We start from the raw sequence: 15483 nt of genomic DNA, 5'->3' as shown, positions 1-15483 counted from the left end.
TAACTGCTCTCGACGGATAAAGGTAAGTCGTGCATTCTTATGAATGTCCATTCGGGCCTCCAGATTTGAGTTGACTGCTCATCACAATCAGCTTCTCTGGTTTTGCTCGAATGGACAACCTCTTGAAATGTCACACCTAACCTAAATAGCAGCAGCCAGTTAGCGGTTTCTCTGGCTTGGGCCATGACTTGCAAAAGAATAATTTTGGCCAGACCTATCGGCGATATCGCAAAACTGCTTTCACAAAAAAGAGGAATCTATGCGCAAAATACTTGCGTTCTTTATCCTGCTGGTTCTGAGCGTGGCCGTCCTGGCCTTGGACAGTGCGACCACTTCCAATGAAAAAACAGCCGTCGCCGCGGTGGCGCAAAACTATATGGACGCGTACTACACTGCCGACCCAGTTCGGATGCAGAAGGCGTTACATCCTGATTTCCACAAGCGCACCCTGCGTACCGTGAATGGCCATACGGAAATCAGCGAAGACACCGTCGAGTCGATGTTGGAAGGCGTTCGTCTGGGAAGCGGCAAAGAAATTCCCATGGCAGATCGGACCCAGAAGATCGAAGTCCTGGACCTTTACCGCGATGCCGCCAGCGTAAAGGTTGTGACCGGCCGCTGGATTGACTACATGCATCTTTCAAAGTTGAACGGCGAATGGCGCGTTCTGGATGTAGTGCTGCAATACACCCGGCAATAAGCCGGCGTCACAGGACCTTTTTGGCGGCAAACAATTTTGCCTTGCCACTCAATACAAATAATCGCCATCCTTTGGATCAGCAAGTTATCGCATTTTGGAACGATGAGGGATTAACAAAGCCCAAAATGGTTTTATCAACCCTTTTAATCAGTGCAAATCAGCGTTATCAGTGTCATCAGCCGTAAGGTTTTGGGGTTTTGCCCAATTTTCCTCAGCTTCTTGCGCCGCCATCTCGCAAAAAGCGGTTTCCGCACTCCCCAGATGGCCCCAATTTAGCGTAGGCTTATCTGTTGGAGGTTGCTTAAGAGAATGGCTCTTCCCGTGACCTTGCCAGAAGTCGCCGACCAGACCAAAGACATAAAAAACGCAGGCAATATTGATCAGCTCTGCATTAACACCGTCCGCACGCTCGCCATGGACGCGGTGCAGCAGGCGAATTCCGGTCATCCGGGAACGCCTATGGCCCTGGCACCTGTGGCTTACGTCCTCTGGCAGCGCTTCCTTCGCTATGATCCTGAAGATCCCATCTGGCCCAACCGTGACCGCTTTGTCCTTTCCAATGGACACGCCTCCATGCTGCTTTATGGATTGCTGCATCTTGCCGGCGTAAAGGCAGTAAATCCGAAGTATGAAACGCTGGGCGAGCCTGCCGTTTCCCTGGACGACATCAAGCACTTCCGCCAGCTAGACAGCAAATGCCCCGGACATCCTGAATATCGGCTAACTTCTGGCGTTGAAACCACTACCGGCCCGCTGGGCCAGGGCGTGGCCAATAGTGTGGGCATGGCGATTGCGGCCAAATGGCAGGCTGCACATTTCAATCAGCCGGATATTGAGCTGTTCAATTACAACGTCTATGCGATCTGCGGCGATGGGGACATGATGGAAGGCGTTTCCAGTGAGGCGGCATCGCTGGCAGGCCATCTCAAGCTGAGCAATCTTTGCTGGCTCTATGACAATAACCACATCACGATTGAAGGCAAAACCAAGCTGGCGTTCAGTGAAGACATTGCTTCCCGATTCATGGGATATGGCTGGAACGTCACGCGTGTAGGCGATGCCAATGATTTGGAATTGTTGACCCGCGCTCTCAACGTTTTTCACCAGACTAACGACCGCCCCACATTCATTATTATTGACAGCCACATTGCCTATGGCGCGCCGAAAAAGCAGGACACCAAAGAAGCCCATGGCGAGCCGCTGGGTGAAGAAGAAATTCGTGGAGCGAAGCGCGTTTACGGCTGGCCGGAGGACGCAAAATTCCTGGTGCCAGACGGAGTACGTGAACATTTCTCTGCCGTGATGGGTAAGCGCGGACATGACCTCCGTACCGCATGGGAAGCGACGTTCGCGCAGTATAAAAAGACGTCCCCCGATCTCGCTGACCAGGTCACGCGCATGCAGCATCGCCAGCTTCCTGAAGGCTGGGACAAGAATCTGCCCGTCTTCCCTGCCGATCCTAAAGGCATGGCCAGCCGAGATTCATCCGCCAAGGTCCTGAACGTGCTTGCCCAAAATGTGCCCTGGCTCATGGGTGGATCAGCCGATCTTGCTCCTTCAACTAAAACGCACCTCAGTTTTGAGGGCGCTGGCGAATTTGAAGCTGGCAGCTACGCCGGGCGCAACTTCCATTTTGGCATCCGTGAGCATGCCATGTGCTCTATCCTGAACGGACTCTCACTCAGTAAGATTCGTCCTTACGGCTCCGGGTTCCTGATCTTCAGCGACTATTCTCGTCCACCCATGCGCCTCGCGGCGATCATGGAAATTCCTGTCATTTATGTGTTCACTCATGACTCTATCGGTGTGGGTGAAGACGGTCCCACGCATCAGCCGATTGAGCAACTCGCGTCACTCCGAGCGCTGCACGGATTTATTACGCTGCGTCCGGCAGACGCCAATGAAGTTACAGAAGCGTGGCGAGTGATCATGCAGTTGCGGCATGAGCCGGCTGCGCTGGTGCTTACTCGCCAGGCTATTCCGACCTTCGATCGCAGCAAGTACGCCGCTGCCTCCGGTGTGGCAAAAGGCGCGTACATCCTGGCCGATGCGCCAGACGGAAAGCCCGAGCTGATCCTGATGGCTACTGGAAGCGAAGTTTCTCTCTGCGTGTCCGCATATGAAACCCTGAGTGCGGAAGGCCGCAAAGTGCGCGTTGTAAGCATGCCTTCATGGGAAATATTTGAGAAACAGTCTCCAGAGTATCGTGAGAGCGTGTTGCCGCAGAGCGTGACCGCCCGCATTTCTGTGGAGCAGGCTTCAACCTTCGGCTGGTCACAGTATGTAGGCCCTAAGGGAAAGAGTATTGGAATGCGGACCTTCGGCGCTTCCGCTCCGCTCAAAGAATTGCTGAAGAGATTCGGCTTTACTGCGGACGCGGTAGTGCAAGCAGCCCGAGAGATGTTGGGGAAACATTAACATCAGCCAAAAACCAATAACTCATGAAGATCACAATAGGTTCCGATCACGCCGGTTTTGAACTGAAAACATTTCTGATCGACTACTTGCGCCAATGCGGCCACGAGCTGAATGACGTGGGCACTGACAGCACCGCTCCGGTGGATTATCCTGATTATGCTCAATTGGTCAGTATGAGCGTGCTTCAGGGCAAATCAGAGCGCGGCATCCTGATCTGCGGCAGCGGCGTGGGCGCATCCGTCGCGGCCAACAAGATTCCGGGTGTTCGCGCCGGCCTTTGTCATGACGGATATTCCGCGCATCAGGGCGTCGAGCATGACGACATCAACGTCCTGGTTTTAGGATCACGCGTAATTGGGCCGGAACTGGCCAAGGATTTGTGCATCACATTTATTAACGCCCGTTTTACCAATGAAGACAGGCATCGCCGGCGTCTGGCAAAGATTCATAGCATTGAACAGCGCTACTCACTCGACTCGGTCGTCAAGGAGAAGATTTCATGAACCCCGTTACTACCCCTGAGAAAACCCAAACCGGCACTCAAAACGCGCTGCTCGGCCTGCAAAAATATGGTCAATCCGTCTGGCTGGACTACATCCGCCGCAACATTATTCTCAACGGCGATTTGCAGAAGTTGATTGACCAGGACGGCCTGCGCGGCATCACCTCCAATCCTTCAATCTTTGAAAAAGCCATCGGCGGCAGCAATGACTACACGGACCTTCTTACCCAGCTCGGCAAACAGGGCCTGCCTACGGGCGAGATTTACGAACGCATCGTCGTGCGTGATATTCAAGACTCAGCTGACAAGCTCCTGCCGGTTTACAAGTCCACAAACCGTCGCGACGGCTATGTGAGCCTTGAGGTCTCGCCCACGCTGGCGCGGGATACTCAAGGCACTATCGAAGAAGCGCGTCGCCTGTGGAAGGCCGTCAATCGTCCCAATATCATGATTAAAGTTCCCGGTACGCCTGAAGGCGTAGAGCCGGTGCGCCGCCTTACCAGTGAAGGCCTGAATATCAACATCACTCTGCTCTTCGCCCAGGAAGCTTACATTGCCGTGGCTGAAGCCTACCTCGATGGTCTGGAAGCCGCCCTTAAAGCCGGCAAGGATATCAGCGGTATCGCCAGCGTAGCCAGCTTCTTTGTCAGCCGCATCGATACGTTGGTGGACTCCACCATTGAAGAGCGCCTCAAAACTGCGAAGGGAGACGATGCACAGCTCCTTGAGTCGTTACGCGGCAAGGTTGCCATCGCCAACGCCAAGCAGGCTTATCGTTATTACCAGAAGATGATCGAGAGCCCGCGCTGGAAAGCTCTTGCCGCTAAAGGCGCACAAAGCCAGCGGCTGCTCTGGGCCAGCACCAGCACCAAAAATCCAAAATATCGCGATGTGCTCTACATTGAAGAGTTGATCGGCCCGGACACGGTAAACACCATTCCTCCGGCCACCATGGACGCCTTCCGCGATCACGGCGTCTTACGGCGCACGCTGGATAGCGACCTCGCCGCTGCCGATAAGACCATGTCTGACATGGAAAAGGCGGGGATTTCCATGAAGCAAGTCACCGGCAAGCTGCTTGATGACGCTATCAAGCTCTTTGATGACGCTTTCACTCAACTCCATCAGGTTGTGGAGCAAAAGAGAGCCCGCCCGTGAGCACAAAGACAAGTATCCAGTTACCCCGCTGGGAACTCTCCGCGCCGCTCACACAGGCCGTGCAATCGACTCTGAAAGACTGGCAGGCCAACAACAAGATGGCGCGGCTTTGGCGCGGTGATCCTTCGCTCTGGACGGGCGACGATGAAGATAAATGGGTAGGCTGGTTGCCGATTGTTGAAGACCAGCTTGCACATTTAAAGCAGTTGAATGATGCGGCCACAGACGCAGCAAAAGCAGGTTTTACGCACGCGTTATTGCTGGGCATGGGCGGCTCCAGTCTGTGTCCTGAGGTTCTGAAGATCACTTATGGGAAGCAGGTGGAGCACCCTGAGCTGCATGTTCTGGATTCAACCGATCCGGCACAAATCAAGTCTATTGAGAGTCAGGTTGATCTGGCAAAGACGCTATGCATCGTCGCCAGCAAGTCCGGCAGCACGCTGGAACCGAATATCTTCAAGCAATATTTCTTTGAGCGCATGCAGCAAACGGTCGGCAAGGATAAGGCTGGCGAGCACTTTATCGCCATTACTGATCCCGGCTCCAAGATGCAGCAGGTGGCGGAGCGCGACCATTTCCGCAAAATCTTTTTCGGCGTGGCCAGCATTGGCGGACGCTACTCTGCCCTTTCCAATTTTGGCATGGTCCCGGCCGCCATCATGGGACTCGATCTCAGCAAATTCCTTCAGCGCACCAATGAAATGGTGCAGGCTTGCAAGCCTGAAGTTCCGGCAGACCAGAATCCCGGCGCAGTCCTTGGCTCAATCCTGGGGACATTGGGTAATCTTGGCCGCAATAAAGTCACCATCATCACGTCGCCGGGGATTCACGATCTGGGCGCGTGGCTGGAACAACTCATTGCTGAAAGTACCGGCAAAATCGGCAAGGGGCTTGTCCCGGTGGACCGTGAGGCGCTGGGCGCGCCTGAGGTTTACGGCAATGATCGTGTCTTCATTCATCTGCGGCTTGCCGATGAGCCTGACACTCCCCAAACTCAGCAGCTTGACGCTCTCCGTAGCGCCGGTCATCCGGTTGTCGAAATCGAACTGGCCGATATTTACGACCTGGGGCAGGAATTTTTCCGCTGGGAAATTGCCACGGCGGTCGCCGGCTCCATCCTGAAGATCAATCCGTTCAACCAGCCTGACGTGGAAGCCAGCAAGATCGTTACGCGGCAATTGACAGAAGAGTATGAGAAAAGCGGAAAGCTGCCAGAGGAGTCCCCGCTTTTCGATGACGGCCGCATCAAGCTATTTACAGACGAGCGCAACGCGGCAAATCTGAACAAGCTTGCAGGAAATGATCGCTCGCTTGTGGGTTTTCTGCGCGTGCATCTGAGCCAATTCAATGCCGGCGACTACATGCCTTTGTTGGCATACATCGAAATGAACAGCGCGCATGAAGAATCATTGCAGGCGATTCGCCATGCCGTGCGCGACCGCAAGCACGTTGCAACCTGCCTGGGCTTCGGCCCGCGTTTCCTGCATTCCACCGGACAGGCGTACAAAGGCGGCCCGAACACCGGCGTGTTCCTGCAGATCACCTGCGACGATGCGAACGATCTTCCTGTGCCGGGACAGAAATACACATTCGGAATCGTAAAGGCGGCACAGGCACGCGGAGATTTCCAGGTGCTGGCGGATCGCAAGCGGCGGGCCTTGCGCGTGCATCTGCCGAAGGATGTGGATGCGGGGCTTGAGAGGTTAGGGCGGGCTGTAACAGACGCTTTGAAGTAGATCTTTTCGCAACCCCGAGCGCGTAGCGCGAGGGCACCCTATTGTAACGACAAATTCTGGTTGTCATAGGGTTTCCTCACCTACACTCCGCTCCGGTTCGGAATTTTAGAAAAAGGGATTCCTCGCTGCGCTCGGAATTCCAGAAAAAAGGAGAACGATGCAACTTGGAATGATTGGGCTGGGCCGTATGGGCGGCAACATGGTTCGGCGTCTGATGCGCGCAGGACATCAATGCGTGGTCTCTGACCTGAGCCCGCAGAACGTGAATGAGTTGGCTGGCGAAGGCGCTACAGGATCAACGTCACTCGATGACTTTGCGGCGAAGCTGACCAAACCTCGCGCCGCGTGGATCATGGTTCCTGCGGGCGATCCAACAGAGCAGACCGTGAACGCGCTGGCACCGCGCTTCCAGGCTGGCGACATCATTATTGACGGCGGCAATTCTTACTATAAAGACGACGTACGGCGATCACAGAAATTGAAAGACCGCGGCATTCACTATATTGACGTTGGAACCAGCGGGGGCGTCTGGGGACTTGAGCGTGGATATTGCATGATGCTTGGAGGGCCGAAAGAAGCCGTGGAGCATCTTGATCCAATTTTTAAAACCTTGGCTCCCGGCAAAGGCGACATTCCCAAAACCCCTGGGCGCGAGAAATTCAAAAGCACTGCGGAAGAAGGCTACCTCTATTGTGGACCTTCCGGCGCTGGGCACTTTGTAAAGATGGTGCACAACGGCATTGAGTATGGTTTGATGCAAGCCTATGCGGAAGGCTTTGATATCTTCCGTAACGCAACCTCAGCACAACTTCCTGAAGGTCATCGCTACGATCTCAACCTGCCGGATATCGCTGAAGTCTGGCGTCGAGGTAGCGTGATTTCTTCCTGGCTGCTGGATCTCACGGCGATGGCTCTGGCGGAAAATCCCACGCTTTCTGAGTACACCGGCATTGTGCAGGATTCAGGCGAAGGCCGCTGGACCGTTACAGCAGCGCTGGAAGAAGCTGTTCCCGCAGATGTCCTGACCGCAGCGCTTTACACGCGCTTCCGCTCGCGACAGGACCATACTTTCGCTGAGAAGATGCTGAGCGCCATGCGGCAGAAATTTGGCGGCCACATTGAGCTGACCCCAAAAAACGAAAAAGCTTCCTGATCAGGAGATCGCGCTTACATGCCTCAACTAGAAAGAGAATTGCCGGCCCTGGACAAGCCACCCTCAGGTTCTCCACCGCCCACAGGCCCTTGCGTGATGGTCATTTTTGGCGGAACTGGTGACCTTACTTCGCGCAAGCTCTTCCCTGCCATCTATAACCTGGTCAAGAGCAAGTTGCTTTCTTCAGATTTCGCGATCGTCGGAGTTGGCCGCAACGATTACACCCGCGAGCAGTATCAGAAGATCATGGGCGACAATCTTGATAAGTTTGCGACGAGTAAAGTTGATCCCAAGCTTCGTGATTGGATGATCCAGCGGGTCTTCTATGCGGGAGGCGAATTTCATGATGCCGGACTCTACACTCGAGTCGGGAAAATCCTGGCTGAGATCGACGAGAAGTGCAATACAAAGGGAAATTACTTCTTTTATCTTGCCACCAGCCCAACTTTCTTTGGCGAAATCGTTGAGCACCTCGGCGCTGCAGAACTGGCCTGTGAAAAAGATGGACACTGGCGGCGAGTGGTTTTTGAAAAGCCGTTCGGTAATGATTTGGAATCGGCCAAGGCGCTGAACCGCCAAGTCAGTAAAGTGCTGACTGAACAGCAGATTTTCCGCATTGACCATTACCTTGGCAAAGAAACAGTCCAGAACATTCTGGTTTTTCGTTTCAGCAATGGCATTTTTGAACCTATCTGGAACCGCCGCTACATTGACCACATACAGATCACGGTGGCGGAAACTGTTGGCGTGGAAAAACGCGGCGGCTACTTTGACATGGCAGGAACGCTCCGTGACATGGTGCCTAATCACCTCTTCCAGTTGGTCTCACTCACAACCATGGAACCACCGATTTCATTTAACTCAACGGCTGTCCATGATGAGCAAGCAAAAATATTGCACGCCTTGCAGCCGTTTAGTGAAGAAGATGTTTTGCATTGCGCGGTTCGCGGCCAGTATGGCGCCGGTGTCATCAGTGGCGAGCGGGTCCCGGCGTATCGCGCAGAAGAAGGCGTCCCGCCGGAATCGAAAACCGAAACGTTTGTCGCGTTGCGGCTGATGATCGATAACTGGCGCTGGGCCGGTGTTCCTTTTTACCTCCGAACAGGCAAAAGGCTGCCGACGCGCCACACTGAAGTGGCAGTCCAGTTCAAACGTGCGCCGCTGGTTTTGTTTCGCGACACGCCGGTCAACAGCCTGGATGCCAATCAACTCATCATTCATATCGCCCCGGACGAAGGTATTTCGCTCCGCTTTGGAGCCAAAATCCCCGGCGCACAAATGAAGGTCGGTGAAGTAGAGATGGACTTTAACTACGCTGACTATTTCGGTACCACAGCCAATACCGGTTACGAAGTGCTTCTCTATGACGGAATCATGGGCGACCAGACTCTCTACCAGCGCGCGGACATGGTAGAAGCAGGCTGGACCGTGGTTGATCCGATTATCGATGTATGGAAGGCGCTGGCTGCGCGCAATTTCCCAAACTACGCTGCCGGATCGTGGGGACCGGAAGAGGCTACCGACATCATCGCCCGCGACGGCCGTTCCTGGAGAAAAATCGAGTCCGAATAGCGGATCGCGATACTCGCAAATGGGAGTAGAGATCAAAATTGCGCCTGACGCTGTTACGCTTGCGCGTGAAGCAGCGCAGGAGTTTCATCGTGCGGCAGAAGCTGCGGTTCAGGAGCGAGGACGATTTTCGGTCGCGCTATCGGGCGGCAACACGCCTCGCGCTGTATATTCCCTGCTAGCCAGCGAGCATAAGCAATTGCCGTGGGACCATATCCACATCTTCTTCGGAGACGAGCGCCACGTTCCGCCGGACCATCCTGACAGCAACTTTCGCATGGCCAGCGAGTCACTCTTGAGCAAGGTGCCAATTCCTGAGAAGAATGTACATCGTATTCACGCCGAACTGGACGCTGAAGCAGCTGCAGCAGAATATGAGCACCAGTTGATTAATTTCTTCCATCTGGGCAATCACGACTGGCCGGGGTTCGACCTCATTTTTCTTGGGATCGGTGAAGATGGCCACACTGCTTCACTTTTTCCGGGCAGCAAAGCGCTGAGCAAAGCATCCCGCAGGGTAACGGCAAATTGGGTGGAGAAATTTAAGACTTTTCGCATCACGTTAACTTTCCCAGTTCTGAACAATGCTGCCGAGGTGGTCTTTCTCGTCTCCGGCGCCGGCAAGGCGCAGATTCTCAGCCAGGTGCTCCGTCCGGGAACCAGCGAATTTCCCGCTCAAAGTATCCATCCGGAAAACGGCCGATTGCTGTGGCTGATCGACCAGGATGCAGGCAGTTTGCTGCCAGTTAACCGTGTCCCTTAATCCTTAACTGTCCTCTCTCATCTCATTTGCATTTTGTTCGCATTTGGCATATTCTTGCATTTGGCGAATACCCTGCGAAACGACTATGGAGTCCCTCTTCCCGCATTCCGAACCCCAAGTTCCCTTCATCGGCATTGCGCGCCTAGCAGCCAAGGGCGAAGCAATTTCTGAAGGTCACAACGTCGAGTACATCTCCCTTGAAAATCGCAGCATGCTCACGCGCTGTGATTCGCCGCGGATGCCCTTCTCCTGGCAGATCAATCCCTATCGAGGATGCGAGTTTGCCTGTAAATACTGTTATGCGCGCTATACGCATGAGTTTATGGAGATGCACGACGGGCTGGATTTTGAGCGCAAGATCTACGTGAAGAAGCACAGCGCATGGCTGCTGCGGCAAGAGTTGAAGCAGGTGCGTCCGGGCCAAAGCATCGCCATCGGCACGGCCACAGACCCGTATCAGCCTGCTGAGAGAAAGTTCGGGATTACCCGCGCCGTGATGGAGGAGTTGGCGCGGCATGATGGGCTTTCTCTTGGACTGGTAACCAAGTCGGACCTGATCGTGCGCGATCTTGATCTGTTACAGCAGATATCCGCCAGGAACCGGCTCAGTATCCACGTAACTATCACGACAACGAAGACTGATCTCGCGCGCATCCTGGAACCACGAGCGCCTCGGCCTGATTTGCGCTTTAGCGCAGTAAAGAAGCTTTCGGCAGCCGGAATATCCACAAGCGTGAATTGTGCGCCGATCTTGCCCGGCATCACCGACTCTCCAAAAGACCTGGAAAGCGTTGTTCGTTCCGCGGCCGCGGCCGGCGCAACATCAGTCGCCGCCATACCGCTGTTCTTAAAACCATGTTCCGCAAAAGTATTCATGCCTTTTTTGCAGGAGCATTTTCCTCAACTTGTAACCTTGTACAAAGCGCGCTACTCTGATCGCGCTTTTTTGCCTGTTGATTACAAGAAGCGTGTTTCAGCGCTGGTGAACAAGTTGTGCCGACGGCACGGTATCGGTGTCAGGAACCATGATTCTGGCGTTCGGACATCGGGAGGAGGCCTTTCCAGACAGCTCAATTTGTTTGCGCCGTGATGATCGTTTGTTACGTTTCCTAGTCCCACGATGTAAAAGTTTTCCACAGATAAAAAACGATCACATTGAAACAAATTGCCTAACAATGGCGGCGAAGTGAGAATGCAAGCTGCACAAAAATAATGGGTTAAGCGTGTTTTGCGGCCTCAATGCTGGATGGCAGGAATAAGTACATGTCCTTAAGTACAATATATTGCTATGTCCATACGGCCATGCTATATTGTCCCTGTTGGCGCAATTGAGATGTACCTCAGAAGTGGGCAGCAAAAAAAGCGGCCCAAAATTGAAAAAAAAATGTTTCAATTTTAAAAATTCTGTGTACGATAGGGCAACTTAGTACCTGTACCAAAGAACATGTCCCAGAGATGATGCACAGCGAAAGCTGACTCAGAAGAGATCAAAGACAAAAGGTGCAGGTGCTTCCAGCGAAATCAGGCATGATGTCGCTGCTGGAAGATGATCGGATAGCTTGGCCATACGGACAGTGAGGGTTATCGCTGACGTACAACATAAAAATCGGCAGAAGTGAAACGATTTGATGTCTGGCAGCACAAGTATACGGGTAGTTAATTCCAGGATGTACGGTAGGGTTTGGGGTAAACAGCGGATGGACTTTGCACGTCGCTGAGTTTAAAGTGACGGCAATTCTTCCACCGAAGCGGGAGGTGGACTTATGCGCATATTGGTTATTGAGGATGAGCCTAAAGTAGCACGCACACTGGTGAAGGGTCTGGAAGCGGACCACTTCGCTGTCGATCTGGCTGGGGACGGAGAAGAAGGTCTCCAGCTGGCAACCGAGATTGATTATGACGGAATCATTCTCGATTGGAATCTTCCTAAACTTGACGGTCTAACCGTTCTTCGCAAATTACGTAAATCCGGGTCCAATATGAGGATCCTGCTCCTGAGCGCGCGCAAAGACGTTTCCGACCGTGTTTGCGGCCTGCAGGCGGGTGCCGACGATTATCTTGTAAAGCCATTTTCGTTCGAAGAGCTGCTGGCCCGGGTCCACGCTCTTCTGCGTCGTCCCCAGGAATTGCTGGACAAGCTCAGCGTGGAAGACCTGGAGCTTGATCGCATGCGGCACATGGTGACGCGTGGCGGCAAGCCGATCAATCTTACGCAGCGTGAATACGCCGTGCTGGAATACCTGATGCGCAATGCCGGCCGCACTGTTACACGCACCATGGTGGTAGAGCATGTCTGGAACCTGGGTTTTGAAGGGCTTACCAACATCGTGGATGTTTACATCAATTATCTCCGCGCCAAAATTGATCACGGCTATGAAAAGCCACTGATCCATACCGCTCGTGGCGTAGGATATATGTTGTCATCAGCTTCCCAATGAAATTCGTGGCTTTACGCCGGCTCAGTACCCGGCTTGCAATAAAACAGACAGTAACATTCGCGCTCCTGGTCGTAATACTGGCCTGGAGCGCTTATGCTCTGCTGACTCGCCGCATTTATGGCCAGTTGGACGACGAACTGCAGGACCGCGCTATTTCCGTCCGCAGCATGCTACAGATTCGCGCCGGCAGCGTAAAGTGGCTCAACGCAGAAGCTGATCCGGAAGTACGCGCCCAATTTGAGCGTTCCATGCGGTATTACGAGCTGCTGGACGACGAAGGCCATACGCTCGACATTTCTCATGCAATGGCGGCCCTGCATCTTCCGGTTTCTTCAGCGGAACCTTCATCCGATCATTCCGTATGGCAAAGCATCACGGCGGGCAACACGCACATACGCATTCTCGATGTCCCGGTTCTGGGCCTGGCGGGGCGGCATTATCTTTTGAGAGTAGGCACGTCTTTAGATCAGACGGATGAAGATTGCTGGCGTCTCCGCATGTTTCTGTTTGCCCTGATTCCCTTCATCATTCTGGCGCATGCCGTGAATGCATTGATCATGACGTCTTATTCCATGCGCCGCCTGGAACAGGCGGCAGCCGCGGCAAAACAGATCACCGCTTTCGATTTGAGCACCCGGCTTCCGGTAACTGGCACTGGTGACGAGGTTGATGAGCTCAGCACCTCTCTCAATGCCATGATTGCGCGGCTGCAAAGCTCATTCCAGCGGATGACGGAATTTCTGCGGACTCTTTCCCATGAAATCCGGCAGCCGCTTACCGTTTTGCGATCGGAAACGGAACAGGCGCTTCGGCTCGGCAACAATGAAACGAATTACCGCGACACGCTTTCCAAGCAGCTTGAGCATGTGGAACTGCTGGCGCGGACGGTTTCAGACCTGATGGAACTGGCCCAATCGGAAAGCGAGCAAATCAAGCTGAATCGGGAAAAGGAAGACCTCTCCGAACTGGTCCAGACAGCGGTTGATGGCATGCGCGGACAGGCGGGAGAGCGTGGAATCCAGATTTCTGGGACAGTGCAGCAGAACGTGATCGGCGCATTCGATGCGGGCCAGATCTGGCGGCTGTTGCTCAATCTTCTGGATAATGCAATCAAGTTCAACCATCGCGGCGGAAGCGTTGACGTGGTTTTGTCCGTTCATAACGACGTTGCCATTATTTCGATCAGCGATACCGGAAGCGGCGTTGCGCCCGATGAGCAGGTACATATCTTCGAGCGTGGTTACCGTTCCAGTTCAGCGCGAAAATCCCACGTTCCCGGCACCGGCTTGGGACTTCATTTCGCCCGCAGCATCGCGGAAGCTCATGGCGGACACATTGAAGTGTCTAGCTCATCGGGTAAAGGATCATGCTTTCGAGTATCGCTGCCACTGCTGAATGCTTCCTCACTGGGTGAGAGCTTGACGCCCAGCGTACAGCGCGACGCTCCCATCAATTAATCTGCGCTTGATTTGCGGCAGCCCTATTCAATTGCAGGCGATAAAAAACGGCTGGATTGGAAAATTTAATGTTTTTTCAATGGTCAAGCGGGCGCCAAAGCGGCACAATGCAAGAGTAGGAATCCGGGTTCTTAAGGTAGGTTTTTGTATGAGGATCGCGAACACTGCGGCTCTTCTCCTGGCGATGGCGTCTTTAGTTGCGGTTGCCCAAAGGTCTGGCGGACGTTTGGAGCGCAAGCCAAGTCCGGCTACCAGCGCGGTGCCCGCACCAACCGGGCAAGATGGGAACACGTCAGCGCCAGTGGTTCCGGCAGCGCGCCAGATGGTGGCTCCTCAGAACTTTCCGCGGCCGAATACAAATCCAAATATCGCTCCAGTCCATATCCAGCCCGCGCCTGCGCCGCCGGTAGCGCGGCCCGCAGCGGCGATCCAGGCAGCACCAACAGCATATCCAGCGGTCGCGCCTGTGGCTGCAAATTTTGCTCCTGCGCCTGTTGCAGCGCCGGCAACAATGGCCCCTGCACCAACACCCGAAGCGACTGCAACAGTTCATTACGCGCAAGGAAAACTGAGTGTAACTTCTCAGAATGCCCCGCTGGGAATGGTCTTGAATCTTATCTCCGCCAAGACGGGCGCGAGCATAGATTTAGCTCCGGAACTGCAAAATGAACCCGTAGTCGCCCAGATTGGGCCTAGCGCAGTCCAGGACGTGATGAGCGCATTGCTGGATAGTCCCAAAATCGACTACATCATCATGGGCTCCGGGGCTGCTGACGGTGGCCTGCAACGCATCCTGGTCCGCACGCGGCATTCGTTTGGCCGTACTGAATTTGCCGCCAGCCGGCCATTCCAGCCTCCGCCGGCGCAAGCTCCAGCAGAGACCGAATTCAAGCTCAACGAAAATGTTCCGCCAGTGGCTGGAGTGGCCAAGCCGCTAACGCCACTGACGCAGGAACAATTGATGGCGAACTGGCAAAAAGCCCGTGAAGAAAAAAGACTGGCTGAAATAGAGCAGCAACGGAAAGACCGTGAGAATGAAGCGAACCGGGTAGAACCGCCACCACAGCCTGAGCCGCAAGCTCAACCAGAAACCCAGCCGAATAATGCAGACAATCCACCGCTGAACTAGTTCCAGACAAAAAATCTCACGCCCCTCGGAATAAAACTTCCGGGGGATTTTTTTGCGGGCCGCAAACTCACACGAGTGAAATGAAGAAGTTTAATGTGGCCTTGATAACCTTCTAATCCAAATAAATCAGAATGAATTTGTAAGCGAGTTCGGCGGCAACAATGGTTTTTCTTGACGTCGAGTTTGCTGAAATCTTGTTTTGCGGGTCCCCAAAAGAGAAGCAGGCCCTGGAACCTTGCTTCTCTGAGCCACTCCCGCCATGAATCGCCCGGAAGCTGAAGCCTTCAGTCCCGCTAAAACTGAAAGCTTCTGTTCCGGCAGGTTTCCTGGCCGCGCGGCCAGGACTATCAGGCAAGGCCTTGCTTGGATTTGAGGTTGGACGATGTTGAATCGTCCAGCCTCGTTTTTTGCGTCGCCACTGGCGATGGGAGAAGAGCAGGGCGCAAAGAAAATCCCCTTG

10 protein-coding genes and 1 pseudogene are annotated in these 15483 nt (G+C 54.0%); all 11 read left to right on the top strand.

The annotated features are described in order from the left end of the window. Nucleotides 1-259 precede the first annotated feature (259 nt). The 11 genes and pseudogenes from LAO76_11395 to LAO76_11345 all read left to right on the top strand — a co-directional run bounded on the left by LAO76_11395 (nt 260) and on the right by LAO76_11345 (nt 15023). Nucleotides 260-700, top strand: a complete 441-nt coding sequence (locus tag LAO76_11395) for a nuclear transport factor 2 family protein (protein ID MBZ5491525.1) — start codon at nt 260-262, stop codon at nt 698-700. Nucleotides 701-1009: 309 nt separating this feature from the next. Beyond that, nucleotides 1010-3118 carry a transketolase gene (gene tkt / locus LAO76_11390; protein ID MBZ5491524.1) on the top strand — a complete coding sequence of 703 codons (2109 nt, stop codon included), beginning with the start codon at nt 1010-1012 and terminating at the stop codon, nt 3116-3118. A gap of 23 nt (nt 3119-3141) precedes the next feature. Then, nucleotides 3142-3621, top strand: coding sequence for a ribose 5-phosphate isomerase B (gene rpiB / locus LAO76_11385; GenBank protein MBZ5491523.1), 480 nt, complete (start codon nt 3142-3144; stop codon nt 3619-3621). After that, a pseudogene (locus tag LAO76_11380) lies at nt 3618-6514 on the top strand (bifunctional transaldolase/phosoglucose isomerase). The gene rpiB and the pseudogene LAO76_11380 overlap by 4 nt, the downstream one beginning before the upstream one ends. Nucleotides 6515-6671: 157 nt before the next feature. Further along, nucleotides 6672-7667 carry a decarboxylating 6-phosphogluconate dehydrogenase gene (gene gnd, locus LAO76_11375; protein MBZ5491522.1) on the top strand — a complete coding sequence of 332 codons (996 nt, stop codon included), beginning with the start codon at nt 6672-6674 and terminating at the stop codon, nt 7665-7667. 18 nt (nt 7668-7685) lie between these two features. After that, nucleotides 7686-9239, top strand: coding sequence for a glucose-6-phosphate dehydrogenase (gene zwf, locus LAO76_11370; protein MBZ5491521.1), 1554 nt, complete (start codon nt 7686-7688; stop codon nt 9237-9239). A 19-nt stretch (nt 9240-9258) separates the two neighbouring features. Then, the gene (pgl, locus tag LAO76_11365; protein ID MBZ5491520.1) at nt 9259-9999 is read left to right on the top strand and encodes a 6-phosphogluconolactonase; all 741 of its coding nucleotides are present in this window, start codon (nt 9259-9261) and stop codon (nt 9997-9999) included. A gap of 85 nt (nt 10000-10084) precedes the next feature. Then, complete coding sequence (locus LAO76_11360; protein ID MBZ5491519.1) at nt 10085-11089, top strand: radical SAM protein; 1005 nt, start codon at nt 10085-10087, stop codon at nt 11087-11089. Nucleotides 11090-11762: 673 nt separating this feature from the next. Further along, the gene (locus LAO76_11355; protein ID MBZ5491518.1) at nt 11763-12437 is read left to right on the top strand and encodes a response regulator transcription factor; all 675 of its coding nucleotides are present in this window, start codon (nt 11763-11765) and stop codon (nt 12435-12437) included. Beyond that, entirely contained in the window at nt 12434-13894 is a 1461-nt protein-coding gene (locus tag LAO76_11350) for a HAMP domain-containing protein (GenBank protein MBZ5491517.1), read from the top strand. The genes LAO76_11355 and LAO76_11350 overlap by 4 nt, the downstream gene beginning before the upstream one ends. A 148-nt stretch (nt 13895-14042) precedes the next feature. Then, nucleotides 14043-15023 (top strand): hypothetical protein, encoded by a 981-nt coding sequence (locus LAO76_11345; GenBank protein ID MBZ5491516.1) that lies wholly within the window; start codon nt 14043-14045, stop codon nt 15021-15023. Nucleotides 15024-15483: the final 460 nt, after the last annotated feature.

It is taken from the genome of Terriglobia bacterium (genome assembly GCA_020072645.1).
In the GTDB taxonomy this organism is placed as follows: domain Bacteria; phylum Acidobacteriota; class Terriglobia; order Terriglobales; family Acidobacteriaceae; genus Angelobacter.
The sequence above is the reverse complement of the archived record's forward strand: the minus strand, read 5'-3'. Positions and strand labels throughout refer to the sequence as shown.